Origin of the sequence: Acinetobacter sp. YWS30-1 (genome assembly GCF_033558715.1) — a bacterium.
Lineage (GTDB): Bacteria > Pseudomonadota > Gammaproteobacteria > Pseudomonadales > Moraxellaceae > Acinetobacter.
On record NZ_CP114606.1, the window covers coordinates 325,566 to 340,856 of the forward strand.

The following is a 15,291-nucleotide window of genomic DNA, read 5'->3' on the forward strand; positions in this document are numbered from 1 at the left end:
GTTTGATGCGAGGATTTTATAATTTTTAAGAGAAAGAAAAAGTAGGTCAAATCAGAAGAAAGATTAAATTTCTGTTCATTCAAATAAATAGCCCCATTTTCATCATAAAAACAGGGCGATCTATTTAATCACATTGAGTTAGGGCATCTTTGGCAAAATGATTGCGCAGAGTTACAAAGTTCTTTTGTACTGCCGCATCATGCAGGTCAAATTTTTGTGCTGTGCTGGTTCCGTCGCGCTGGAAAGTTGCTGAGCCGGCATCAATCAGGGTCATGCCTTTAAATGACCATTGTTCAACTGAACGGTTGTTACCGATGTCGCCAGTAAATTCAATCACGCATTTGTCGAGGAACTTAGTCAGTTTCGCCTTATTGTTGGTGGTTTCTGGAATAACTTCGAGATTTTTTACTTCCTGTAATACACCCAGTTCCAGTTGTGGAATGGTGGGTTGAGATGTACATGCTGTAAGTGCGATACCCGCAAGAGTCGTCATAATGAGTGTTTGAAATTTCATGCGCTTCTTTCTTGTTGAGTGTTGTTAGGGTGAGTATAGGGAATTACTAAAAGATTGGCCATACTCCATATCTTTCAAATTTAAAGATAAAATCAAGTTACTTAATAAAATGGTTTAGAAAATTATTTCTTTCTAGATAAAGGGCCATTTCTTTTGGCAAACCTTTCATTTTCTTTATTTCTTTCCATTGTTGTTTCAATAAAATTGTTTGGAAGTAATGTGGAAATTAATGCATAAATTTGTGCGATGCTTAATAGAAATAAATATGCAAAAAACACACTTCTAAGCAAATATTTTATTGGCTCAAATAGACTTATATTCTTAATAGGATAAATAATAAAATTAGATAAAATACAAAGTATTAATATAAAAGTAGTAATAACTAGGCTTAGGCTTAGTCTCTTGAAAATTTCATCCTTATCTTTTTCATGAGCTTCAGTAGAACTACTACTTGTATCTCCTTTAAAAATTTTAGAAATAGTATCAGGATAAAATAACGCGAGCCATATACCTAAAATTGCAAAAATGATTGAAGTAGTACTCGTGATACTATCGAAAATATTTTTTTGATACTCGAAGGGAATCCACTTTCCTAAGAAGAAAGCTATAAGAGTAAAGAGGAAGATGAGTAATACAAACTCTCTTTTAGTCATTTTTTTCTTCTTGTAAAAGAAGGATAGGCAGAGTAAAACTTGAAGTGCGACATAAACCACCTAATTAATTTAAAGGGTTTATGGAGTATATAAAATTGTCATACCATCATCTTAACTTTGAAGATCGTACTGCATTAATGCTTGAGTCAAGAAAAGAAGGCTTTTCAGCCAGAAAATTTGCTGAACTCATTAAAAGACATCCTAGTACGATCTATCGTGAGCTTAAAAGAAATAGCATCAATGACGTTTATCAAGCTCAATATGCTTCTGATAACACCTTCGCTAGACGTAGACGCGGTCACAGAAAACTCAAAATCGACTCAATTCTCTGGAGATTTATTGTTGAAGCGATCCGTTGTTTATGGTCTCCTCAGCAAATAGCAAAGCGTTTAAAGACATTTCCTGATTTGGATCAAACAATGAATGTAAGCCATACAACGATTTATTCAACTATACGAGCATTACCAAAGGGTGAGTTGAAAAAAGACTTATTATCCTGTCTGCGTCATGAAAATAAAAAGCGAAAAGCTAATGGTGAACCTAAAAAAGATTCTATATTACAGGATATTAAAACTATTCATGAGCGCCCAGCCGAAGTTCAAGAAAGAAAAATACCGGGTCATTGGGAAGCCGATTTAATTAAAGGTAAAGACAATAAAAGTTCGATAGCAACACTTATTGAACGAAATACACGGCTCTGTATCTTGGCAACATTACCTGATGCAAAGGCAGAATCAGTGCGCAAGGCTTTAACTGAAGCTCTGAAATATTTACCTGCAGAACTGCGTAAAACGTTGACCTATGACCGTGGACGTGAGATGTCAGAACATAAAATACTCGAAGAAGATTTAGGCATAGATGTATATTTCTGTGACCCACATTCGCCATGGCAGAAAGGTACATGCGAAAATATGAATGGTTTAATTAGGCAATATTTACCTAAAGGGATTGATTTAAATCAGGCAGATCAGCATTATTTAAATCAAGTCGCCATGTCACTGAATACTCGTCCTAGAAAAGCGTTAGATTGGCTTACACCATTAGAGAAATTTGCTCAGCTTGTTGATTATCATAAGGCTTTTGAAACTGTCGCACCTCATGTTTGAATTCGCCATATCTTTCTTATGGTGGTATAACCAATTTAATAATTGATCTGTATCAAAGATTTGATTTCCATTTTGATGAATATCTAACTCAAACTCGTCATTTGCGATACTTTTACTTAACCAATAAATTTTAGAGGTATTCCCTTGTAAAGAAAAACCAAGGTCATCCCATTTACTATTTAATGAAGATTGAGATTCCCATTCATCAAGTATTTTGATTAATTCCTCTTTATTTTGAGGCTGGTAATTAGTTTCTAAAGAAAACTTAATTACTTTTTCATTAATATGATCATCTTTACGAAGTATTTTGTTAGTTAAGCTTTGCCATTTACTTAGATTCAAAAATTCAATTGTAGAAATTTTATTATGTTGATAAATTTTTCTAATTTGAGAGTGATTTTTCAAGAGAAAATCAATTTTTCCTTTATTTCTAATTAATTGCAGCTGAAATTTACCAATTAAGTTTTTATATAAATTACCATCTTCATCTTCCCAGCCGGTAATGATATTTTCGAATGAACCATCAATATTTTTCTGTGAAGTAAACGCTACATAAGAACTTAATTTAGAAAAAAACTCTTTTAGATATTTTTCTAAATTCAATCTTCCATTCTGCGTATAGTCAAAACTGATAGTTGCAACTTTTGCCTCTTGGGTCATAAAGTAAAAGTATGTTGGAAAGCCCGGAATTTCATCTTCTGCAATATCATTAAAGTTAATATTTGCTTCGCCAACTTTAGAAGATCCAGATATAGAAGGAAATTTATTATTAGTCGTAGCAGATTCATTCCAAGTAACTAATAGGAAATCATTATTGATTTTTTTAATATCATAACAAAAAGTTTTCTTTACATCTTTATCTTCAAAAGGAGCATAAGTACATGTTTCTTTTAGGGGTTTATCATCTTGAGTAACCCAATCCTTTAGGTCATCTAAAAATGTTTCCAGATTGCCGAAAATAGCTTTATTACTATTTCCTCTTTCATATAAACCGCTTTCTTTAATTTTGTATAAAGTTATTTTAGCGATAGTACTAGATGACATAATATTTTTTCATTAAAAAACCCCACTAATTTATAGCGGGGTTTTGTTTAAATTTCAAGCAATTAACATTTAATGTTGAAGCACTGAAATATCTGCAACTTTAGTGAACAGGTCACGTAGCTGAGCAAGCAGACGTAAACGGTTTGCTTTCAATTCAGCATCATCTGCCATCACCATGACGCCATTAAAGAACGCATCTACTGGTGCTCGTAGGGCAGCCAATGCAGATAACGCAGCAGTGTAATCTTTAGAAGCAAACAGCGGCTCAACCACTGGTGTGATTTTCGCAAGTTCAGCGAACAATGCTTTTTCAGCATCTTCCACCAGATTTGCTTCAACCACTGCACCTTCAGGCGCAGCTTCTTTAGCAAGAATATTCGCCACACGCTTGTTCGCAGCAGCAAGTGCAGCAGCTTCAGGCAATGCACGGAAGTGATTTACCGCATTTACACGCTTGTCAAAATCAAGCGGAGATTTTGGTGACAACGCTTGAACCGCCTGGATCACGTCAACGTCAACGCCTTGGTCTTCGTATTTCGCACGGTAACGGCCTTCAAGGAATGCAACTGCATCTGCCAAAGTCTTGTCGTGGTCTTTCAATACGTCGCCATAAGCAGCCAATGCCAGCTTGATCAGATCTTCGATTGAAACATCTAGTTCGTTTTCAGTTACCAGACGCAGGATACCAATCGCAGAACGACGTAGCGCAAATGGGTCTTTAGAACCTGTTGGTGCCTGACCGATACCGAAAATACCAGTCAAGGTATCTAAACGATCCGCAAGAGCAATCGTTGTACCAGTTTTAGTCTTAGGCAGAACGTCACCCGCGAATTTAGGTAAATACTGCTCACCTAAAGATTCAGCCACTTCATCATTTTCGCCTTCAAGACGTGCGTAGTAAGTACCCGCGATCCCTTGAAGTTCCGGGAATTCACCGACCAGCTCAGAAGTTAAGTCGCATTTTGCAAGTAAAGCTGCTTTTTCAGCATCTTCAGCTTTGGCACCGGTAATCGGAGCAAGCGCGACAGCCAGTTTGGCAATACGTTCAGACTTGTTCCACAAAGTACCCAGTTGTGCCTGGAATACCATGTTGGCCAGTTTCTCTTTACGAGACGCAAGCGGTTGTTTCTGGTCTTGCAGGAAGAAGAATTCTGCATCTGACAGACGCGGACGAACTACTTTTTCGTTACCTTCAATGATTTGAGTCGGATCTTTAGACTCAATATTAGAAACGGTAATGAAGTAAGGCTGTAATTTGTTTTCAGCATTCACCAGACAGAAATACTTCTGGTTGTCCTGCATAGTGGTGATTAACGCTTCTTGAGGAACGGCAAGGAAGCGTTCTTCGAAGCTGGCACGTAATGCAACCGGCCATTCAACCAGAGCAGTGACTTCGTCACGCAGATCCGCAGGAACAATGGCAATCGCATTCACTTCATCAGCCAGTACTTTGACTTGCTGATCGATGATTGCTTGACGCTCTTCAAAAGACGCAATCACTTTCGCAGCGCGCAGGGCATCCAGATACGCATCTGCATTGGCCAGAATAATCGCTTCAGGCGCATGGAAACGGTGGCCATAAGTCACGTTGCCTGCTTTATGATCCTGAATGGTTGCATCAATCACATTGCTGTCTTTTAACAAGACCACCCATTTTACCGGACGAACGAATTCAGTACGGCTAGCAGCAGAACGCATGCGTTTTGCGATTGGCAATTGATCCAGAGCATGTTGCAGGATTTGTGGCAGTAAAATGTCAAGGCTTTGGCCTTTCACATCTTTCAGGTAGCAGACTTTTTCAACTTTACCGGCGTGGAAAGTAGACACCTGATCAACCGTAATGCCTTGACCGCGCATAAAGCCTTCAAGTGCTTTGGTTGGTTTGCCTTCAGCATCATAAGCCGCTTGCACAGCAGGACCGTCAAAACGTTTTTGCGTATCCGCTTGAGCAGCATCAACATTTACGATTTTAAGTGCCAGACGACGTGGCGCTGCATAAGCTTCGATCGCATCGAAAGCCAGACCCGCATCTTTTAAGCCTTTTTCAGTTTCAGCTTTTAAAGCATCACGTAATTTTTTCAGGCTTTTTGGTGGAAGTTCTTCACAGCCAAGTTCAAATAAAACTGTATGTTTAGACATTATTTGTTCTCCGCTGATTTTTCTGCTTGAGCCGCTTCTGCTTCTACTTGAGCTTTAAGCTGAGCCAGGACTTCGTCACGTAGGTGAGGTTCTGCCATTGGGAAACCAAGTTTCGCACGTGCTGCTACATAACTGGTCGCAATTGAACGTGCCAAAGTACGCACACGCAGAATATAACGCTGACGTTCAGTCACAGAGATCGCGCCACGCGCATCTAACAGGTTAAAGCTGTGTGATGCTTTAATCACTTGCTCATAAGCAGGTAATGGCAGTTCAGCTTCGATTAAACGGGTCGCCTCAGCTTCGTAGAAATCGAACAGTTCGAACATTTTTTCTACTGGTGCATATTCGAAGTTATAAGTCGATTGTTCTACTTCATTTTGATGGAACACATCGCCATACGTCACAGTACCGAACTGACCTTTGGTCCAAACCAGATCGTAAACTGAGTCTACACCTTGCAGATACATCGCCAGACGTTCCAGACCATAAGTGATTTCACCGGTTACTGGGTAGCATTCAACACCACCGACTTGCTGGAAGTAAGTGAACTGAGTCACTTCCATGCCGTTCAGCCAAACTTCCCAGCCTAGACCCCATGCGCCCAGTGTTGGAGATTCCCAGTTATCTTCCACGAAACGGATGTCGTGAACTAAAGGATCAATACCGATTGCCTTTAAAGAATCTAGGTAAAGCTGCTGGATGTTGTCCGGGTTTGGCTTAAGCACAACCTGGAACTGGTAATAATGTTGCAGACGGTTCGGGTTCTCACCATAACGACCATCTTTCGGACGGCGTGATGGCTGAACATAAGCAGCATTCCAGGTTTCGGGACCTAACGCACGAAGGAAAGTTGCAGTGTGGAATGTCCCTGCACCCATTTCCATGTCGTAAGGCTGTAACACGACGCAGCCTTGCTCCGCCCAGTAGTTTTGTAAGGCAAGAATTAAGCCTTGGAAGGTATCAATATGCGATATGGCGCGACTCATGGTCATCCACTTAAAATTAGAGAAAAATTGTGCTTGATTATAAGGATTTTACAGGGGAGTGGCAAAGGGTTAATACGCTGAAAATATTTTGGAAAAAATTAAAATGGTCTTCATTCATGCCAGATTTTGCGCGGCTTTGCTGCAATTTTATGCTGGAATAGCAATGGGATGAGATCCAAAAATCAGGAATAAATCAGATGTATAGCATCCTGTTCACTGAAGCGCGATAAAGTTAAACTGATCTCATACGATTGCGGTCTTAGAATTAGTTTAATCTTCACACAATATAATAATGCCTAATAATAAGGAACTTCATGACCACTTACCAAATTCAGTGCCATTTAAAATACAAGATTGTGCAACCTACCGAATTTATTTTTATGGTTCAGGTCGCCCATCATCCCGATCAGAATATTCTCGGAGAACAGCTCACTATGAATATGCCGGTCAAGTGGCATGAATTTCAGGATGCTCAGCATCAAAACCGTCATATCCGGTTGCAACTCGAACCCTGTGAGGCATTTGAACTGAACTATAGCGCGACAGTTACCCGTCAGCCGAGCATTCCGAATGATCTGAGGCAAAACTTGAGTGAAGTCAAAATTCCAGACCTGCCGGATGAAGTACTACCTTATTTGCTGGCCAGCCGCTATTGCAATTCAGATTTATTACTAGAAATGGCGAAACGTTCATTTGGCTGGATGATACCCGGCTATACGCGTGTAAAAGCCATCGAACAGTGGATTTATAACAATATTTTTTATGTCTCTGGCTGTTCTGATCAGTTTACGACTGCAACGGATGTGCTGGTCCACCGAGCAGGTGTATGCCGTGACTTTGCTCATTTGGGCATTGCGCTGTGTCGTGCTTTAGGAATTCCGGCACGCATGGTGGTCGGTTATGTGGAAATTGAAAAATTTTTACCCGATTTTCATGCCATTTTTGAAGCCTATCTGGAAGGAGGATGGGTACAGTTTGATCCGACCCGTTTAGCCCCGGTCGACGAGCTGATTCGCATTGGTACTGGGGTAGATGCCGGAGATGTAGCATTTTCAACCTATTATGGTCAGGTCGAGCTGCTCAAAATCGAACCTCTGATTAAATCTGGTTCTCATAGCGAAGCTGAGACTAAAATCACCTGACATGAATGATCTTATTGAAAATCCTATGAGAGATTGAATAGTAAAATAGGACTAGATGGATGGTTTTTCTCTGGTGTGTGACTTAACTTTTTAAACAGCATCCATTTAAGTGTAATTAAAAGATATAAAATAAATACATCTTTAAAGCGACTAGTTTTATAATGCGCAAAATCTGTAAACATTAAAATCAGGCGCGCCGTGTTCCATTCCAATCTCGACTGGCTCAATACCTTAAAACCGAATTTTAAAGTTCTTCCACTCAAGGACCGTTTACTCTGCGGTATTGGGGCACTACTGGGTCTCACGGTATCGTCATTACTGAGTTTATGGATTCTGGGTGATTTTGAAGCCTGGTATATCGCACCGATGGGAGCTTCTTCGGTGCTGCTGTTTGCAGTTCCGGCCAGTCCATTGGCGCAGCCCTGGAATATTCTGGTAGGTAATACCATCGCGGCTGTGGTGGGTGTGAGCTGTGCCTTGTTTATTGCCAGTCCGACCGAAGCTTTTAGTCTGGCGGTGGCATTAGCAATCATTTTAATGATGACCACCGATTCCCTGCATCCACCGAGTGGTGCTGTGGCTATTACGGCGGTACTCGGCGGCAATGCGGTGCATGAACTCGGCTATGCTTTCGTTTTCTATCCGGTGCTGCTGAATTCGATCTTATTGATGGTAATTGCGATCGTCTTTAATCGAATGATTGGCAAGCGTTATCCGCAGCAGGCGCAATTGAATACCCGTTCCAAAGATCCGACCCCGACCCAGAAAGTCACTATTCAGCCGCAAGATATTCAGGAAGTACTAGATCAGCAAACCGAGCTGCTGGACATTAGTGAATATGACCTGCAAAAGATTATTCTGGAAGCGCAGGACCGAGCCAATGCCCGTGCGGTCAACCAGTTTACCTGTCAGGACATTATGACTAAAGACGTGGTGACCCTGCATGCTAATGATAATATTCAGCATGCACTGGATAAATTTAAAGAAATGAACCTGATGAGCCTGCCGGTGGTTAATGCGGAAGGCAAGCTGGTGGGAACGCTGGCCATGTATCAGGTGGTAGAATGGTTTAAACGTGCTGCAGATGTGCGCAGCAGCTGGGAACATCAAGTCAAACATATTATGACCCGCAAAGTGGTCACTGTGCAGCCATTGCAGCCGATTCAGGATCTGGTGCCCTATTTTGTGGAGCGTTCCTTTAACTATATTCCGGTAGTGAGTGAGCAGCGTCTGGTCGGAATTATCAGCCGCGCAGATATTATCGCTGCCCTGAATCAGGAACTGAACCATTTTAAAATGAGAGCTTAAAGCTGTTTTGAATAGTTCTGAAAAAAAAGCACCCTCGGGTGCTTTTTAATTTGGAATCTGGATTTATTTAAACTTAGATAAAGAACCAGTAAATAAACAGGGAAACCAAGAAAATACACATGATATTCAGGACAAAGCCGACTTTCATCATTTCACTTTGTTGAATATGGCCAGTACCAAACACAATCGCATTCGGTGGTGTCGCCACAGGTAGCATGAAGGCACAAGAAGCCCCAATCCCGATCACAATCACCAGAATCTCTTTAGGCATACCCATCTGGTCGGCAATGGCGGCAAAGACCGGAACCAGTAAGGCAGCCGAGGCAGTATTACTGGTAAATTCAGTCAGGAAGATGATGAAGGTTGCCACAACGAAGATAATTACGAGAGGCGAGGAGTCACCGAAAGCATTTGCCAGTGTTTGACCTAAAACCAGAGAACTGCCTGAATCCTTCAAGACAGCACTTAAGGTCAAGCCGCCACCAAACAGATAGAGCACGCCCCAATCGGTATTCTCAGCAACCTGTTTCCATGTAGCCGTACCCAGAATCACCACCAGACAGGCTGCCAGAATCGCGATCCAGGTATCAGGCTGTGAAATACCGAAATTTTCAGTCAATTTTTTACTGAAAATCCAGGCCATCGCCGTACAGAGGAACAACACCATCGTCGCAATACGGGTGGTGGTCCAGGGAATATTTTCGGTGACAAAATTCACCTTATGATTCAGCTTTGGACGCAGCACCAGATACAGACTGATCAACATTGCTGGCAGGATGATGAACATCATTGGTAGGCCGACTTTCATCCAGTCAGCGAAGTCATAACCGAGGGCTTTGGCTGCAATCGCATTCGGTGGAGAACCGACGATGGTGCCCAAGCCACCAATACTGGCTGAATAGGCAATCCCGAGCAGAATAAATACAAAGGTTTTACGTTCTTTTTCGGCATCCAGATGCGCAAGTAAACCCAGCGCCAGAGGCAACATCATAGCTGCGGTGGCGGTATTGGAAATCCACATCGACAGGGCAGCAGTTACTAAAAAGATAGCCAGTACCGAAGCACCGAGATGTCCACCGGAGAGCGAGATAATCCATGTGGCAATCTTCTTGTCCAGTTTCTGGATATGCAGCGCCGTAGCCAAAGCAAAACCACCAAAAAACAGGAAAATCACGGGATCGGCAAAGGTAGCGAGTGCTGCCTGCATGCTAATCGGTACCAGTTCATCACCATCTGCCATCGGCATACTCAATACAATCGCCAGTACCGGTATGAGTAGGGCTGTAATCGTAATATGCAGGGCTTCGGTCAGCCATAGAATGGCGATAAAGGTCAGTAGGGCCAATCCCTTATTGGCATTTTCGTCATAGGGTAAAATATGATACAAGCCATAAGAGATCACGGCAGCGATCACAATTAAAATCCAGCCTTTGCGAATTCCTTTTGGCATGGCATTAGTCGGGGTGCGTAAAGGGTCGTTCATACAACCTCCTTGCTCAACTTTTTTATTTAAAAGCGTTTTTGAAATTCTTATAAAAGTGAATATGTGTTTTGATTAAAAAAGATATTATTTAAACAGTATAGTAGAGTGTTGTAATAATCCCACACTTTGCCAAAGTGCGTAAATCCCCAGTCCAAATAGAAAAAACAGCACCAGATATTTGAAATGTTGCTGGGAAAGTCGATGCCGTATTTTTCCCCCTAACCAGACGCCGATGAGTGCAAATAACGTGATTCCGAGCAGGATATGTCGCTGATGGGTTTGTAAAGAAATGAGGATCGGGAAGAGTAAGGTCAACTGCACCAGTTTGCTGGCAATAAAGTTGAGATTACTGATAATGACGATATCAGTTTTGGAGAGCTGACAGCTAAGCAGATACATCATCAGGAAGGGTGCCATGGCATTGGTTGCACCTCCAATCATGCCGGCCAGTAAACCGAATCCTAGCATACTGAGCTGACTGCTACTGACCCGAAGCGGAGTAGAGCGTAACTGATCCAGTACATAGAAAATAATCACCAGACCCAGTAATAATTTAAGATAGCCTTCATTGATCCAGATGAGTAATTTGACCCCCAGCACACTACCGACCAAGCTGCTTAACATGAGTGGCCAATAGTGTGAGACATAATAGCAAATGCTCTGCAACAGGCTATGTTTTGGATCGCTATTGAGCATCCAAAGGTTCAATAACAGGCAGGGGAGGATCACTAAGGTGACTGCTGTACTTAAGGCATATTCACTGGATAAGGCAGCCGTACTCAGCATAGGAAAGCCAAAACCACTGACCCCATGCAGTAATGCCGCGATCGCACACAGCCAAAGTACAATCCATTCTGCCTGCGTCATCTGAAATCCATTTCAAGTAGAAAGTATCAACTTATCCTGAATAGGCGAGTAGGGTAAAGCGTAAAATGGTAATAAGACCAAAACCTAAAAATCAGACAAAAAAAACCACGATCTTTTGGGGGAAGGACCGTGGCATAAAAATTTCACCATATGAATATTTAGGTGAAAGAGGAAACGATTTTATCGGTAGTCTTTATCCTGATTCACGGTACGCACAGGACGTTCATAATCAGTTCTGCTCGCAGCATAATCAGGCATAGAATTCTTTTTTGGCATCACTAACCATAGAACCAGATAAACTAAGATACCCGGGAAAGCAGCACTCATGACCGAAATAATCACGAAGATCAAGCGTAATAAATTTGCGTTCCAACCAAAACGTTCAGCAATACCACCCATTACACCTGCAATCATGTTTGAGCGGTTAGAGCGATATAAACCAACATTGGCCATCCAAGTCTCCTGATAGAAAAAATAAGATTGAGTCTAAAAAATGACTCATATTTATAAGAATGGAGTTTTATCTAAATTTTTAAAGTATCTATTGAAAATAAATTCGTTAAGTAATGTTACGGGAGATTAAATAATCCTTAAAAAATCACTAAGATCATAAAAATTCCATTGAATTCATTATTAAAACTTATAAGTTTTCAGTGAGTCGTCTGCCTATATAGATGTGCACCCCTTCAGGTATATTTTTAAAATGAAATCGAATGTATCGCATCATTTAAGTGGTTTATGCCGGCTTGGATTTGTGCTGGGAAGTGTTGCAGGACTGATTGCCTGTGATGACCATCAAAGCAAACCCTTACCTGATACTACGAAAACTTTGGCACAAGATGGCGTAGTCATCTCCGCCGCCAATGAAAGTTATGACACCCGTAATGCTAAATCGCTCACCCAGACTGCAACCTATAATGCATTGCCTGTAGAACCAAATGTCGATCCTAAACCTGTACCGGATTATGCCAAAAGCTATGTCGGGCGTTATCTTACCCAGATTGATTGTGACGGACGGTTTGCACCTTGTACGGAAGGGAAGTCGGTGTTTATTTTGACTTTATTGCCAGATGGTACAGTGCATCGCAGTATCGTGCATTATGGCAAAGTCTTTGTGAATAATTCCAGACGAGTTCAGACCGAAAGCAATGTGACCTATCGTAAGGACCGCTGGACGATTAATCCGGAACAAACTGAACTGATCGTGGACCGTAAAGAGGGGGCAAAATTCTATTATACAATTAAAAGCCCAACCCATCTGGTCATGAATCTGGAAAAAATTTATGACGAAAAAGAACGGGCAAACCAGCAGTTATTTGATCAGGGTTATCCTGCACCTTCTAAAGCGTATGAGCTGGTCAAAGATTCTGAATTTAAGATGACAGAATAAAAGCGATAAAATCTGTAAAAAATTTAAAAACAGAGTAAATGGAAATGGCGATTCTAAAATTGTCAGGATGAATTGCGCTTAAATAAAAAGAATGAACTGAATAATATAGGAAATATTATAAGAATATTGAAAGAAGAAATAAATATAGAGGGGAGAATGGTGGGCCGTCCGCGACTCGAACGCGGGACCAATGGATTAAAAGTCCACTGCTCTACCAACTGAGCTAACGGCCCATTCGGGTAATCAAAGTAGCTTTGATTGAAGTTTCTAAAAAGAGATTTTAGAAATGATGGTGGGCCGTCCGCGACTCGAACGCGGGACCAATGGATTAAAAGTCCACTGCTCTACCAACTGAGCTAACGGCCCATCAGGGGATATCAAATTTAATGGTGGGCCGTCCGCGACTCGAACGCGGGACCAATGGATTAAAAGTCCACTGCTCTACCAACTGAGCTAACGGCCCTGAACCAACAATCAAGCAAGGCTTAATTGTGCAGTGCAAAAGAAACTAAAGAGTTCTGAAAGCACCACTTTGTTTGATGGAGCGTATTGTAGCAAGATCTCATTGCAGCGCAAGTAAAAAATAACAAAGTTGCCTATGTTTGATTATAAATACAACAATTCTGCTTTATCTAAACAAAAAATAGGCAACTTCAGCACTTAGAAACGATATTGATAGGCTTGAATGTTCTCAAAAATTTCTTGAGTCAGCTCACAATACGCATCGCTGCCTGGCAATAAAACCAGCAAGCGTTCATCGGTTTTGTTTGGGTCAAAAGCCTGTTCTTTCAGTTTGTTTTTCTGATACTTGAAGGTACCGGTCGTTTCTACCTGTTCTTGAATGCGCAGAAAAACTGGAACTGCATATGCAGGCAGACAGCGTTTAAAGGTGCTGACCATATTTTTCAGGTCTTGCTCATCCAGGGTGCTTCCCGGTTGCAGGGTAATTGCAGCCATACCGGCACGGCCATTGGTATTTGGAATTTCTACACCATAAACTACAGCTTCGATAATTTTGTCATACTCGGTCAGCATGTTTTCGACTTCAGTCGTTGAAACATTTTCACCTTTCCAGCGGAAGGTGTCACCGAGACGGTCGACAAACTGGGCATGACGGAAACCGATATTACGCACCAGATCGCCGGTATTGAAGTAGGAATCACCTTTACTGAACACGTCATGCATGATGACTGCCTTGTTCTTTTCCGGATCGGTATAACCATCGAAAGGGGAGCGGCGGGTAATTTTACCGATCAATAAACCGGTTTCACCTTTTTTTACCCGTTTGCAGCGACCTTTGGCATCACGCACAGGCTCATTTTTATCTTTATCAAATTCGATAATGGCATAAGGCGTTGGTGAGAAACCGACAGTATTGTCAAAGTTAAAGACATTGCTGAAACCGACATTACCTTCACTTGAGGCATACAGTTCCAGTACTTCCTTGATGCCAAAACGGGATTTGAATTTATCCCAGATATTCGGGCGCATGCCATTACCAATCATCTTGGTAACGCGATGGCCTTTTTCCAGTTCAGACGGTGGCGCATCCATCAGGTAGCGGCAAAGTTCACCGACATAACCAATCGCTGAAGCATCAAATTTTTTGACATCTTTCCAGAAGGAAGAGGTGGAGAATTTACGGCGGATGGCAAAAGTACTGCTTCCGGCAATCACCCCACACCAGCACACCACAATACCTGTCGCATGATAAAGCGGCAGGGTGCAGTACATCACGTCATCTTTATTCAGGTTCAGGACATGGCCATAGGTGCCATAGGCGAGTGTCCAGCGGCCATTGGTAAAAATGACCGCTTTGGGCAGGCCGGTAGTGCCTGAGGTATAAATATAGAACAGCCCGTCTTTGCCTTGTACTGAATGGGTAGTCGGCGGATTGAATTTTGGAGCAAGATCAATTTTTTCAGCCAGGTTGACGAAGCCTTCAGGTGCCTGCCCCGGGTCGGTTTGAGTATTCTGATCTGCAAACCAGTGCAGGCGTTCACCACTAATATTCAGGTCATTACGAATTTCATTCACAGCCTCACCGCACTCTTCACCGACGATCAGGGCAATTGGTTTGACCAGATTAATACTATGTGCCAATACCTTGCCTACTTGTGAGGTATTGACCAAAGCGCTCGTCACCCCCAGTTTAGCCAGACCAATCACACTGGCAATCAGTTCAGGTCGGTTCTCGATCATTACAGCTACGACATCACCTTTCTTGGCACCCAAAGACAGATAGAAATGTGCAATCTGGTTGGCCCAGGCATTGAGAGCGGCATAGCTGTAGCTTTGGTCTTCAAAACGTAATGCAATACCTTCAGGATTACGCTGTGTTGCTTTTTCAAAAGCTAAACCCAGGCCTGCGGGCGTATTGGGAGTACGTAAATACGCCTGTCGCAGTCCGTTTAGCAGATTAGGGACCTTACTGATGAAGGCAGGGATTTTGGCTGCGACATCTGCAATGCCAATAAGATCGGGTTGATTCGTCTGGGTCATGGGCGTCCTATTATTTTTCGTATCCAATGCGTTTAATTTATATGCAATAAACGGATGGTAGCCATCTTTTAGCGTGTTGAAACTAGAGTAATCAACCTATTCTGACAAAATCTAGCAAAAAAAACCTAGCCACCGAAATGACTAGGTTTTTTTA

13 protein-coding genes and 3 tRNA genes are annotated in these 15,291 nt (G+C 41.9%); 4 read left to right on the top strand and 12 right to left on the bottom strand.

What is annotated here, in order from left to right; genetic code table 11:
- Nucleotides 1-124: 124 nt before the first annotated feature.
- On the bottom strand, nt 125-514 hold the full coding sequence (locus tag O4M77_RS01525) for a hypothetical protein (protein WP_159123919.1): 390 nt from the start codon (nt 512-514) through the stop codon (nt 125-127).
- Between the two features lie 122 nt (nt 515-636).
- The gene (locus tag O4M77_RS01530) at nt 637-1,167 is read right to left on the bottom strand and encodes a hypothetical protein (RefSeq protein ID WP_323713722.1); all 531 of its coding nucleotides are present in this window, start codon (nt 1,165-1,167) and stop codon (nt 637-639) included.
- 137 nt (nt 1,168-1,304) lie between these two features.
- Between O4M77_RS01530 and O4M77_RS01535 the strand changes: the two genes are divergently transcribed.
- The gene (locus O4M77_RS01535; RefSeq protein ID WP_253105210.1) at nt 1,305-2,273 is read left to right on the top strand and encodes an IS30 family transposase; all 969 of its coding nucleotides are present in this window, start codon (nt 1,305-1,307) and stop codon (nt 2,271-2,273) included.
- On the opposite strand, the gene O4M77_RS01540 is transcribed toward O4M77_RS01535, so the two are convergent.
- The 3 genes from O4M77_RS01540 to glyQ form a co-directional block, all read right to left on the bottom strand.
- Nucleotides 2,208-3,317, bottom strand: a complete 1,110-nt coding sequence (locus O4M77_RS01540; RefSeq protein ID WP_323713723.1) for a hypothetical protein — start codon at nt 3,315-3,317, stop codon at nt 2,208-2,210. The two genes, O4M77_RS01535 and O4M77_RS01540, sit on opposite strands and share 66 nt — an antisense overlap.
- Nucleotides 3,318-3,386: 69 nt before the next feature.
- Nucleotides 3,387-5,456 (bottom strand): glycine--tRNA ligase subunit beta, encoded by a 2,070-nt coding sequence (glyS, locus tag O4M77_RS01545; RefSeq protein ID WP_323713724.1) that lies wholly within the window; start codon nt 5,454-5,456, stop codon nt 3,387-3,389.
- The gene (gene glyQ, locus O4M77_RS01550; protein ID WP_005232423.1) at nt 5,456-6,445 is read right to left on the bottom strand and encodes a glycine--tRNA ligase subunit alpha; all 990 of its coding nucleotides are present in this window, start codon (nt 6,443-6,445) and stop codon (nt 5,456-5,458) included. The genes glyS and glyQ overlap by 1 nt, the downstream gene beginning before the upstream one ends.
- 314 nt (nt 6,446-6,759) lie before the next feature.
- Here glyQ and O4M77_RS01555 point away from each other — a divergent pair, with 314 nt between their 5' ends.
- Both O4M77_RS01555 and O4M77_RS01560 read left to right on the top strand, forming a co-directional pair.
- Nucleotides 6,760-7,587, top strand: coding sequence for a transglutaminase-like domain-containing protein (locus O4M77_RS01555; protein WP_180003003.1), 828 nt, complete (start codon nt 6,760-6,762; stop codon nt 7,585-7,587).
- A 198-nt stretch (nt 7,588-7,785) separates the two neighbouring features.
- Nucleotides 7,786-8,895 carry an HPP family protein gene (locus O4M77_RS01560; protein WP_323713725.1) on the top strand — a complete coding sequence of 370 codons (1,110 nt, stop codon included), beginning with the start codon at nt 7,786-7,788 and terminating at the stop codon, nt 8,893-8,895.
- Nucleotides 8,896-8,968: 73 nt separating this feature from the next.
- Here O4M77_RS01560 and O4M77_RS01565 read toward each other — a convergent pair whose 3' ends face one another.
- The 3 genes from O4M77_RS01565 to O4M77_RS01575 form a co-directional block, all read right to left on the bottom strand.
- Nucleotides 8,969-10,378, bottom strand: coding sequence for an SLC13 family permease (locus O4M77_RS01565; protein WP_004781797.1), 1,410 nt, complete (start codon nt 10,376-10,378; stop codon nt 8,969-8,971).
- 84 nt (nt 10,379-10,462) lie between these two features.
- Entirely contained in the window at nt 10,463-11,245 is a 783-nt protein-coding gene (locus O4M77_RS01570) for a sulfite exporter TauE/SafE family protein (RefSeq protein ID WP_180053050.1), read from the bottom strand.
- Between the two features lie 180 nt (nt 11,246-11,425).
- Nucleotides 11,426-11,698 carry a PspC domain-containing protein gene (locus tag O4M77_RS01575; RefSeq protein ID WP_034169835.1) on the bottom strand — a complete coding sequence of 91 codons (273 nt, stop codon included), beginning with the start codon at nt 11,696-11,698 and terminating at the stop codon, nt 11,426-11,428.
- 250 nt (nt 11,699-11,948) lie between these two features.
- On the opposite strand from O4M77_RS01575, the gene O4M77_RS01580 reads away from it, so the two are divergent.
- Complete coding sequence (locus O4M77_RS01580; protein ID WP_159123913.1) at nt 11,949-12,635, top strand: hypothetical protein; 687 nt, start codon at nt 11,949-11,951, stop codon at nt 12,633-12,635.
- A gap of 157 nt (nt 12,636-12,792) precedes the next feature.
- Here the strand turns inward: O4M77_RS01580 and O4M77_RS01585 are convergent.
- The 4 genes from O4M77_RS01585 to O4M77_RS01600 form a co-directional block, all read right to left on the bottom strand.
- Nucleotides 12,793-12,868: transfer RNA gene (locus O4M77_RS01585), tRNA-Lys, on the bottom strand.
- A 57-nt stretch (nt 12,869-12,925) separates the two neighbouring features.
- Nucleotides 12,926-13,001: transfer RNA gene (locus tag O4M77_RS01590), tRNA-Lys, on the bottom strand.
- 21 nt (nt 13,002-13,022) lie between these two features.
- Nucleotides 13,023-13,098 (bottom strand) — tRNA-Lys (locus tag O4M77_RS01595).
- A 197-nt stretch (nt 13,099-13,295) separates the two neighbouring features.
- Complete coding sequence (locus O4M77_RS01600; protein WP_323713726.1) at nt 13,296-15,137, bottom strand: long-chain-acyl-CoA synthetase; 1,842 nt, start codon at nt 15,135-15,137, stop codon at nt 13,296-13,298.
- Nucleotides 15,138-15,291: the final 154 nt, after the last annotated feature.